Annotated in this window: 11 protein-coding genes; 4 read left to right on the top strand and 7 right to left on the bottom strand. The window is 56.6% G+C overall.

The window, feature by feature from the left end; all coding sequences use genetic code 11:
• Positions 1-186 precede the first annotated feature (186 nt).
• Positions 187-741, bottom strand: coding sequence for a tetratricopeptide repeat protein (locus SF06_RS18445; protein WP_076380956.1), 555 nt, complete (start codon positions 739-741; stop codon positions 187-189).
• Positions 742-1,178: 437 nt separating this feature from the next.
• On the opposite strand from SF06_RS18445, the gene SF06_RS17335 reads away from it, so the two are divergent.
• On the top strand, positions 1,179-2,288 hold the full coding sequence (locus tag SF06_RS17335; RefSeq protein WP_039562861.1) for a CapA family protein: 1,110 nt from the start codon (positions 1,179-1,181) through the stop codon (positions 2,286-2,288).
• Between the two features lie 48 nt (positions 2,289-2,336).
• Here SF06_RS17335 and SF06_RS17330 read toward each other — a convergent pair whose 3' ends face one another.
• The gene (locus SF06_RS17330) at positions 2,337-2,639 is read right to left on the bottom strand and encodes a hypothetical protein (protein WP_039562860.1); all 303 of its coding nucleotides are present in this window, start codon (positions 2,637-2,639) and stop codon (positions 2,337-2,339) included.
• Between the two features lie 57 nt (positions 2,640-2,696).
• Here SF06_RS17330 and SF06_RS17325 point away from each other — a divergent pair, with 57 nt between their 5' ends.
• The 3 genes from SF06_RS17325 to SF06_RS17315 all read left to right on the top strand — a co-directional run bounded on the left by SF06_RS17325 (position 2,697) and on the right by SF06_RS17315 (position 5,648).
• Positions 2,697-3,764 (top strand): AraC family transcriptional regulator, encoded by a 1,068-nt coding sequence (locus SF06_RS17325; RefSeq protein WP_169745318.1) that lies wholly within the window; start codon positions 2,697-2,699, stop codon positions 3,762-3,764.
• Between the two features lie 86 nt (positions 3,765-3,850).
• Entirely contained in the window at positions 3,851-4,339 is a 489-nt protein-coding gene (locus SF06_RS17320; RefSeq protein WP_039562856.1) for a DUF2269 family protein, read from the top strand.
• A gap of 10 nt (positions 4,340-4,349) precedes the next feature.
• The gene (locus SF06_RS17315; protein WP_039562853.1) at positions 4,350-5,648 is read left to right on the top strand and encodes an SDR family oxidoreductase; all 1,299 of its coding nucleotides are present in this window, start codon (positions 4,350-4,352) and stop codon (positions 5,646-5,648) included.
• 122 nt (positions 5,649-5,770) lie between these two features.
• Here SF06_RS17315 and SF06_RS17310 read toward each other — a convergent pair whose 3' ends face one another.
• The 5 genes from SF06_RS17310 to SF06_RS18430 all read right to left on the bottom strand — a co-directional run bounded on the left by SF06_RS17310 (position 5,771) and on the right by SF06_RS18430 (position 8,683).
• Positions 5,771-6,193 carry a hypothetical protein gene (locus tag SF06_RS17310; protein WP_039562851.1) on the bottom strand — a complete coding sequence of 141 codons (423 nt, stop codon included), beginning with the start codon at positions 6,191-6,193 and terminating at the stop codon, positions 5,771-5,773.
• Positions 6,194-6,250: 57 nt separating this feature from the next.
• Entirely contained in the window at positions 6,251-6,670 is a 420-nt protein-coding gene (locus tag SF06_RS18440) for a hypothetical protein (RefSeq protein ID WP_139326759.1), read from the bottom strand.
• 295 nt (positions 6,671-6,965) lie between these two features.
• Complete coding sequence (locus tag SF06_RS18435; protein ID WP_139326758.1) at positions 6,966-7,334, bottom strand: hypothetical protein; 369 nt, start codon at positions 7,332-7,334, stop codon at positions 6,966-6,968.
• A 279-nt stretch (positions 7,335-7,613) separates the two neighbouring features.
• Positions 7,614-8,063: an Imm42 family immunity protein gene (locus SF06_RS18175; RefSeq protein WP_076380954.1), complete on the bottom strand. Its 450-nt coding sequence runs from the start codon at positions 8,061-8,063 to the stop codon at positions 7,614-7,616.
• A 101-nt stretch (positions 8,064-8,164) separates the two neighbouring features.
• Entirely contained in the window at positions 8,165-8,683 is a 519-nt protein-coding gene (locus tag SF06_RS18430; protein ID WP_139326757.1) for a hypothetical protein, read from the bottom strand.
• Positions 8,684-9,169: the final 486 nt, after the last annotated feature.

The following is a 9,169-nucleotide window of genomic DNA, read 5'->3' as shown; positions in this document are numbered from 1 at the left end:
TGGTTTAAGAATCACTTTGGCCTTTTCGAAAACCTGGCTGCCGGACTTTCACCGACATAGTTACGTGCCATGCCCGGCACACACGCGGAATTAAGGGGCCGGCGGTACGCCGGTCCCAGCGAGTGAAACGAGCGGACTTGAATGACTGGTTAGAGCCTTATTAAGCCGACGTCTATGCATCAGGCATCATTTATTTTTATAGAGCGGACTTTTAATATCTTTATAATACTCTAAGAGAAGATGAATTGAGTGAGAATCGCCTCGTCTTGCGCCTTCCAACAACAAAGACTCTGCCTTCAACGGGTCCGCCTCAACCCCAAGCCCCTTATAGTAAAGAATTGATATTTCGTAATGTATAGGAAGCCCTTGCTCTAAAGCTCGTGACCAATGCTTAAATACCAAATCGTAATCCGGATTGTACGAATCATCACCAAAGTGCAGCAGGCCATACTGATAATGACCCTGAGCTATATCTAGCTCAGCAGCGCTCTTATAAAGCAAATAAGCCTTATGAAGATCTTGATTACCGCACTTGCCACTATTATAAATAATACCCAAATTCACTAATGCGCCTGGTACCTTCCTACCAGCCATCTCTTCAAATATCTTGATCCCAAGGTCACAATTTCCTTTTTCTATAGCCTCCCCCGCCTCTCGGAAGCGCTCACTATCTGAGGCGTATATAGTTCCAACACTTAACCCCATGAAAAAAACCAAAACTTCTAGGATACACTTTTTCATTACTATCTCTAACAGAGATTAGATGGAACCCATGCTAACGGATAACAGTGGATTCGGTATAACTCCGCTCGCCTTCTAACGCTTCCCGAGCGAAACCCCTTTCAAGCCAAGCCCTTACCCCTCCCCCACAGACCCACTCCGTATTCGCTTGCATTCCATATAACCCGCACCACCTTCTGGACAAAACGCAGGCAACCGCCAGCCCCGGTCGAAACACGGTTCCGGATAAATCGCAGCGAAATGGGTGAAACAAGAAGCGCAGCAAGACAGCAATCCTTTGCCAGCGGAGGGAATGGCCCGGAGGTTAGCCCGAGCGGTACGGGCGAAACAATGCGCGCAAAGTCGCAGGTTCGGTTCCGACTGTCCGCGCGCTACTGCGTCTGTGCCAAGCGGCGCCGGCCGTAGTCTCACTTCAATAACCCACGCGGAGATGCGCCATGACCCTGCGCCTGTTCCTGGCTGGCGATGTGATGCCGGCGCGCGGCATCGACCAGATCCTACCGCATGCCGGCGACCCGCGCCTGTACGAACCCTGGATGAACGACGCCCGCGACTACGTGCGGCTGGCCGAAAGCAAGAACGGTCTGGTGCCGCGCCCGGTGGACTTCGCTTATGTGTGGGGCGTGGCGCTGGACATCCTGGCGCGGCAGCGCCCCGACCTGCGACTGATCAACCTGGAATGCGCCGTCACCGCGCGCGGCCGGCCCGCCGCCAAGGGCATTCACTACCGCCTGCACCCGGGCAACCTGCCGCTGCTCGAGGCCGCCGCCATCGACGGCTGCGTACTGGCCAACAACCACGTGCTGGACTGGGGCCCGGACGGCCTGCGCGACACCCTCACCCACCTGGAGCACCGCGCCCTGCGCCATGCCGGCGCCGGCCACGACCTGACCGAGGCCGAGGCGCCGGCGATCTTTGCGCTGGAGAACGACCGGCGCCTGCTGCTGTTCGCCCGCGCCACCGACGACTGCGGCGTGCCGGGCGACTGGGCCGCCGGCGCCCGGCGCCCCGGCATGGCGCGGCTGGCGGAACTGGATAGCGTTCGCCTCGCGCACCTTGGTCAGCTGATCAACGCCGCGCGCCAGCCCGGCGACCGGGTGGTGCTGTCGATCCACTGGGGCGGCAACTGGGGCTACATCGTCCCCGAGGAACAACGCCGCTTCGCCCACCGCCTGATCGACGAGGCCGGCGTCGACCTGGTCTACGGCCACTCCTCCCACCACCCCAAGGGCTTCGAGATCCACCACGGGCGGCTGATCCTCTACGGCTGCGGCGACCTGATCAACGACTACGAAGGCATCGAAGGCCACGAGGGCTTTCGCAGCGAACTGACGCTGCTGTACTTCCCCGAACTCGACGATGAGGGCCGCCTGAGCCGCCTGCAACTGGCGCCCGTGCGCCTGCGCCACCTGCGGCTGGAAGCGCCGAGCGCGCACGACCGCCAATGGCTGCGCGACACCCTGGAACGGGAATGCGCCGAACTGGGCAATCCGGGGCGGCTGGTGGAAAGCGATGCAGGCGTATGGGAGTGGCGCGGGGAACCGTAGGGCAGGCAACGGCGCAGCCTTGCCTACCGATGGCTGTCGGGGAACCGCCTATTGGCGGTGGCTGAGAATCTCGACGATCTGCTTCCGGACGGGGCTCGAATCGATCTCGTACAGCAGCCGCGCGAACTCGAGACTGTTGCGGCCGTTCGCCCAGGGGGCGGCCACGTTGACGGACGACACTCCCCGGCTGTCGGTCCGCCTCCTCATGAATGGAACACCCGTAACCAGAAACCGCTCGATCAGCGCAAGAACCTCAGGCTGATCGATACCAACCAGATCGTAGGCCGACGCGGTGAGCGCAATGCTCCGGGCTTGCACGTAGGACAGGGGGGTTTGTTTCCCGCTTTTCATTCCGGCTGCCATAAAGCAGGATCTCCGCTTCTTCCGAACCCCATCCATAAAATGCCCATGACCTGGCTGCCGCACTGGATTTCCCTCGGACTCGGCCTCGCCGCGCTTTTCCTGCTACCGCTCTGGTGGCGGCAGGAACGCTGGTCGCGTTTGCTGGCCGGCTGCGTCCTGGCGCTCGGACTGATCCAACTGCACCTCCTGCTGACGGTACTGGGCAGGCCGTCCCTGCCCCTCCTGCTGCTGCATGAGCTGGCGCTCTACTGCGTCGCGCCCCTGCTCTTCCTCTGCGTGCAGAGCCTTCTGGGCATGACCGTGCGCCGGAAGGCGCTTGCCCTGCACCTCGCGCCGCTGAGCTTGGTCGCCGGACTGGCGGCGCTGCAGATGGCCCGGCCGGAGTGGCTGCTGCCCATTGAAAAGATTCTCTATGGGGCTTCCTTCGCTGCCGGCTCCGTCTATGCGCTGGTGGTCCTGAAGCACCTGGGGCAATTGGCTCAGCCGGCCAGCTTGGCGCGGGTACAGGCCGTGGCCATGGCCTTGATCGTGCTCGCCGGGCTGTCCGCTGCGCTGCTGGTTTTCCTGGGTATCGCGCTGGAGCATCCGGGGTTTCCGTTGGCCTATGGCAGCGCAATCACTGCGCTGCTTGCGGGCGGTCACTTGCTCTACCAGCGCTTTCCGGCCCTGGTTGAAGTCGTCGGGGATGAGCTGCGCGAGGCGGCGGAGGTCGCCGGGCTCACGCTCGAACCCCGTCGTAGTCAGTTGGCCGGCATCGAGATCGACGCCAAGCTGGCCGAGCTGCGCCAGCAACTGGAAGCGAAACATCTGTACCGCGACGAAGACCTGACTGCCGCCCAGCTAGCCAACGCGGTCGGTCTCACGCCTCACCAGCTCTCCGAACTGGTCAACGAGCACCTGGGCATCAACATCCCTCGGCTCATCAAGCGGCACCGCATCGACGAAGCCCGTCAGTTGCTGGTGGAGAAGCCTGCGCTGTCAGTGCTGGAGGTGGGGCTCACGGTCGGCTTCAGCTCGCTGTCCTCCTTCTATGCCGCTTTCCGCGAGTTCGAGGACATGGCCCCGGGCATGTACCGCAAACAGGCCGCGGCCCGGGAAAAACTGCCCGACTGAGCAGTTCGTTTGCAGATTTATAAACCCGGAAGATTCAGCTCCAGCAACTGAAGCATGGTGGGTCCGCCAACAAAGGAGGACTCACCATGGATCACCTGCCGCCCTGGCTGGACTACAGCCTGCTCAAGACCGTCCACATCATCAGCGCCACCCTGCTCTATGGCACCGGCCTGGGAACCTACTTCTTCATGATCCGGGCCAGCCGCAGCGACAACGTCCAGGCGCTGCGGGTAACGACCGCCACCGTGGTACTGGCCGACTGGCTGTTCACCACCCCGGCGGTGATCGTGCAGTTCGTCACCGGCCTTCTGCTCATGGAGCGCCTCGGCATTTCCTACAGCTCGCCATGGTTCCTGACCGTGATGGCGCTCTTCGTGTTCGTGGGGGCGCTGTGGCTGCCGGTCGTGTGGATTCAGATCGTGCTGCGCAACCTGTTGCGCGAACTGCCCGCCGGCGCACCGCTGCCCGCACGCTTCCGGCGCCTGGTACGCATTTGGGAGGGACTGGGCTATCCGGCTTTCGCATCCGGTGTCGGGGTCTTCGCCCTGATGGTCTACAAGCCTTGGATCGCCTGAGGGGTGCGTCATGAGAATCTTGATCACCGGCGCCACCGGTTTCATCGGCTTCCACCTTGCGCAACGGTTAGCCGCAGCCGGCCACGAGATAGTTGGGGCCGCCCGCCAGGCAGACACCTGGCGCACTCGCCTGCCCGCCTGGGAATGGCGCACTTGCGACTTCATGCGGGACACGAACGAAGAGGACTGGACGGCTCGGGTGGCCGACGTGGATCTGGTCATCAACGCCGTCGGCATCATCAGCGAAAGCCATGCGCAAGGCTTTACCCCAGTGCAAACGGAGGCGCCGCAGGCGCTGTTCTCGGCCTGCAGCCGTGCCGGCGTGAGAGTGCTGCAGATTTCTGCGCTGGGCGCGCAGCATCCCGAGGCAGTGACCCCATTCCTGCGCAGCAAACGGCTGGCGGACGATTACCTGTGGCAGCTACCCGTTGAGTGCGTGATTGCCTACCCCGCTGTCGTCATCGGCCAGGGCGGCCAGAGCACGGCGCTCTTCTGCCAAATAGCGGCGCTGCCGATCGTGCCGCTGCCGGGTGACGGCGCTCAGCGCATCAATCCCATCCACATCGATGACCTGTGCGCAGCCATCACACACCTGGTCGAACACTGGCCGGGAGGCAAGCACCGCTACCTGCTCACGGGTGCCGACACCTTCACGGTACGCGAGCTCTATTCACTGCTGCGTGCCTGGATGAACCTGGGCAAGGCACGCTTCGTGAGCATCCCACTGCCGATCCTGAGCGTCGCCGCCCGGATCACCGAGCGCCTGAAGCCTGACGCCCTGCTGCGCCGCGATACCCTGCAGATGCTGTGCTCCGCAGCCACCCCCGCGCCCAAGTTCCCGACGTCTCCGCCACGCCCTCTGGCCGAGGCCCTGTGGGCACGTCCCGCCCTGCGGGCCGACACGCGCGAGGCGGTGCTGTCCGGCCTCCAGCCGCTGCTCGTCCTGAGCATCGCCTTCGTGTGGATCTTCACCGGACTGGTGTCGCTGCTGTGGAACGTGCCAGCAGGCTATGCGCTGCTGGGCAACGCCGGCATCGACGGGCCGCTGGCGACCTTCTTCATCCATGCCGGCGGCACCGCCGACCTGGGGTTGGGCATGCTGATGCTGATCGGGAAGTGGCGGCGCCTGGCGTATCGCCTGCAGCTCGGCCTGATGCTGGCTTACATGGCGATCATCAGCATGATGCTTCCTTCCGCCTGGCTGGACCCGCTGGGCGCGGTTACCAAAAACCTGCCGCTGCTGGCCATGACTGCGCTGTTGCTGATGCTTGAGCCTTACCGAAGCAGCCCTGGGCTGTCCGGAGAGTGACGCGCTGGTTGAACCAGAAAAATAGGGGGCCTATCGAATGGAAATCGCCCCCAACCCCCGTGCACCTGCGTCCTGCCCTCAGCCTATCGAAATCAACCCCCAGGTGCATTCCCTCATACCCCCTATGACTTTGCCTTGCTGAATTTTTCACCAACCTCACCGATAAACATCATGGCAATCAAAGCACCTTCCAAAATAAGCGCAATAGAAAAAAACATATACGCCAGCCCACTCATCACGACCGGCCCCGTAAACGCGAGCAAGAGAGTGAAAACTATCGAGACAACAACATACAAAACGCGAGCCCACGACCTGAACTTCCAAAGCCCGTAATAATTGACAGGCATCAACACCAAAACAGCAAGAAAATAAAACGAAAGTAAAATTGCAAACCCAACCGAAATCTCTGCATTTGCGACCTCGGCCAAATAGCGCTGAAGAAGCGGAGGCAGGGTTTCAACCAATGCCACGCCAGCAGCAACCGAAATGACCTGAAAAACCAGGCCAGCAATCAATACGACTTTAAACAGCGCTACAGGTTTCATTTAAATCCCTTTCAGGGTTGATTAGATTGATAACGCGCGATCCAAGGCTGCGGTCCGTTAAGGCCGGCTTTCCTCCTGCGAGTGGTCATGCGAACGCGCACGTATTTCCTGGTAGTACTTCCGCGATGCAGCACCAAAGGTGTACCAATAGAACCACAGCACTGGAAGAGTGGCTACCGAAGCCATTATCGATGCGCCTACGGCATCTTCAGGAAATTTCTGGAATGCACCATAGAATCCGGCGCCGGAACTAAAGAGCAGAATCACAAAGACACCAATGACAATTTTACGCCCCCATAGCGTCCCTGATAATGCACCTATGAAAGCGGCGAGGGACGTTACCTTTCGCAGCAGTGCTGCCAAGCCCGTAGGATCACTCGAAGTTCCCGGGGCAACAAATGCAGCGAAGGAGAGAATTCCAAATATTACCGTTGTCACTATTAAAGCCAGCGGCCTTTTCAAGTTTTCAGATTCCATAAATACCTACTATGAGCATAACGTGTGGGTCGCCTCTCCGCTGACACTTTGGAACAGCAGGAGGCGTGTGCTTATCCAAGGCTGTAGAAAAACTAAATGGCAGATTTTGAGGCTGGGGGCCTGGCTGTTTTTTAGCAAAAAACCAGCATCCCTTTTGAAATCTAACGCATCCATCTCGCTTGCTTCCCGCAGATTTCGCGTACGGCAAGAGCCTTGATTAAGCCTTGAGGTTTTCCTACAGCCTCAACGCTGGAGTTAAGGCGCCGCGCGTAACACGGTAGCCTTGAACCATTTGCTAGGCATCATAGTTGGTTGTGATTTTTTTAAAGTACTTTGTGTTGTATATGGCTATTGCTAAGCCGAAAATAAAAAATCCGGCGCCTAGCGTGATTAAAAATGGCTCGTAATTTTTCTTGATTCCGAACCCAAGAAAAGCTGCGCCCATAAACATGTTAAAAACGGGCCCAAAAAGCGAAGCTTTAGGTGAAGAGGAATAGGCCTTTTTCGTATTTTGGATAAGGCTGTTAAGGTGTGTAACCTCTTCTTCGTGTTGGCCTTTGCATGCAAGACCATCTTTTAAGTCTGTGCAGCACTCTATGCACAGTGCGCGTTGACAATGCTTGCAGATGCCTATGGCTTCTTTGGGGTGGTTAAAGCAGTGCATGGTTTCTCCTTAATGCCTAGCGAGGTTGTAGAAAAAATAAATAGCAAATTTTGAGGCTGGAGGCTTGGCTGTTTTTTAGCCAACAACCAGCATCCCTCTTGAAATCTAACGCATCCATCTCGCTTGTTTCCCACAGATTTCGCGTACGGCAAGAGCCTTGATTAAGCCTTGAGGTTTTCCTACAGCCTCAACGTTGGAATTGAGGGGCGCAGGGGCAGGCGGAGCCTGACACTGTGTCCCACTCGAATGACTTGTTAGGGCGCGGATAAAAAGCCGCCCCTAGACTGTGGAAATCGGTGGCAATTGATTTAGTAAGCTCATTAAAGACCACTTTGGCATGCGCTTTTCATGAACAGTGGCTCCGCCATCACTGGTATAAATGAACCTTTCTTCCTTACCTGCCGAGAACAAAAAGAACTCCCAGCCCAAATCACTGAGCTCCATTATATCTATTTCTAAAAAGCTTTCCTTATCTGGGCCGGAATAACTTTTTGCAAACCCATATAGTTCATATTCGCAGTCAGCGATGAAATCTAATTTGAAGGCTCTCTCAAAGTCTTCTCTTGTGAATTTTAGCTCGGCAAATAATGTATTTAACGTCCAGTTTGTGCCGAACCCTGGAATAAGCTTGTCATCTAAGATGAAATTAAACAGACCGAATTTCCAATATTCGGATGCCTCGAAGACCTCAAAATGTATTCCAAATTCTTGTGGATTGCCGATGATCATCTTTTTGCGAGCCTTCTGATGTGCCCTAACGCAAAGCTTTGGGGCGGCTGGAGCGCAGCGTAAGCCGTCCCAGCCACGATAGTGGCGACAACAGCGCCTTGTTATGCCTGTCTTGCAAGCCAAGCCTCAGCCTCTTCCTTAAGGTGAATTAGAAATTTAACTTCCGCTTCATCTCTAGGTAAATCAGTGTAATAGAGAACTCTTGAACCATCACGACAATCCCAAACTTCTCTGAGCCAACAAAATATATGCTCAAAACCGAGATTACTTCCTAGATACTTTCCATCTGGTAATTCGTCAGTGATTTCATGGTGAACATCCCAATACAGGAAATTAGCACCAACCATTAGATCTATCTCTCCCGATACCATTTTTTCTATGGTATCTCTCGCTAACTGTTTTGCAGCTTCAATTTTTGAAGGAACGGTTAAACCCAGCTCAACAATTGCTTTTTCGAACAATGGCCCTACGGTTGCCATGACCGGATATAACTCCATCGCAAGGAAGTTTAGTGAGTCCGTAAAAATACCTTGTGTTAGCCACAAGTCCGCAAGCTGAACAATTTCTTCGCTTGAAAGCAACCCAAGCTTATATTTCGAAATAGCAATTTCAGGCTTCATAATTCAAAAGGCATAACGTACGGAGCTAAGCGCCACTCGTGCTTGCACGAGTGTGTGACTTAGCGACTGGTTGTCCAGCAATACACACCGCTCTGCGCAGCAGAGCATGTAAATGCAATGAAAACTCAGGACGGTGGAAAATCGAAAAACTTCGGCGTACCGCTGTATAGAGACTCGGGTCGCTCATAGCTACGCTATGCCCGCCCGAGTCTCTATACAGCGGAATAGCTGCTTTTTCGGCTTTCCGCCACCCTGATTCCTTGCCATTTACAGTTCCACTACTACATTGCGTCATATTGTCTGGGCAACAGTGATTAGATGCTGTCCCTTATACACCTCTGACGCTGCCGACGACTACTTACGTTGATCTCTTGTGGGTCTCCGCAACTGCACAAATCACAGGACAGTGACATTGATATCAACATCACTCATACTCTACCGGAGTCCAGCACCACACTCCCACTAACACATACTCCACAACCCCCA

Source organism: Pseudomonas flexibilis, assembly GCF_000802425.1.
Lineage (GTDB): Bacteria > Pseudomonadota > Gammaproteobacteria > Pseudomonadales > Pseudomonadaceae > Serpens > Serpens flexibilis.
Note: the sequence above shows the minus strand (reverse complement) of the source record. Positions and strands in the feature narration are given on the sequence as shown.

What these genes read in the sequence shown, in the direction of transcription:
- SF06_RS17310 (WP_039562851.1), bottom strand. Translation starts at nt 6,193, where the DNA reads ATGAAACCTGTAGCGCTGTTTAAAGTCGTATTGATTGCTGGCCTGGTT.
- SF06_RS17320 (WP_039562856.1), top strand. Translation starts at nt 3,851, where the DNA reads ATGGATCACCTGCCGCCCTGGCTGGACTACAGCCTGCTCAAGACCGTC.
- SF06_RS18175 (WP_076380954.1), bottom strand. Translation starts at nt 8,063, where the DNA reads ATGATCATCGGCAATCCACAAGAATTTGGAATACATTTTGAGGTCTTC.
- SF06_RS17315 (WP_039562853.1), top strand. Translation starts at nt 4,350, where the DNA reads ATGAGAATCTTGATCACCGGCGCCACCGGTTTCATCGGCTTCCACCTT.
- SF06_RS18435 (WP_139326758.1), bottom strand. Translation starts at nt 7,334, where the DNA reads ATGCACTGCTTTAACCACCCCAAAGAAGCCATAGGCATCTGCAAGCAT.
- SF06_RS18430 (WP_139326757.1), bottom strand. Translation starts at nt 8,683, where the DNA reads ATGAAGCCTGAAATTGCTATTTCGAAATATAAGCTTGGGTTGCTTTCA.
- SF06_RS17330 (WP_039562860.1), bottom strand. Translation starts at nt 2,639, where the DNA reads ATGAAAAGCGGGAAACAAACCCCCCTGTCCTACGTGCAAGCCCGGAGC.
- SF06_RS18445 (WP_076380956.1), bottom strand. Translation starts at nt 741, where the DNA reads ATGAAAAAGTGTATCCTAGAAGTTTTGGTTTTTTTCATGGGGTTAAGT.
- SF06_RS18440 (WP_139326759.1), bottom strand. Translation starts at nt 6,670, where the DNA reads ATGGAATCTGAAAACTTGAAAAGGCCGCTGGCTTTAATAGTGACAACG.
- SF06_RS17325 (WP_169745318.1), top strand. Translation starts at nt 2,697, where the DNA reads ATGACCTGGCTGCCGCACTGGATTTCCCTCGGACTCGGCCTCGCCGCG.
- SF06_RS17335 (WP_039562861.1), top strand. Translation starts at nt 1,179, where the DNA reads ATGACCCTGCGCCTGTTCCTGGCTGGCGATGTGATGCCGGCGCGCGGC.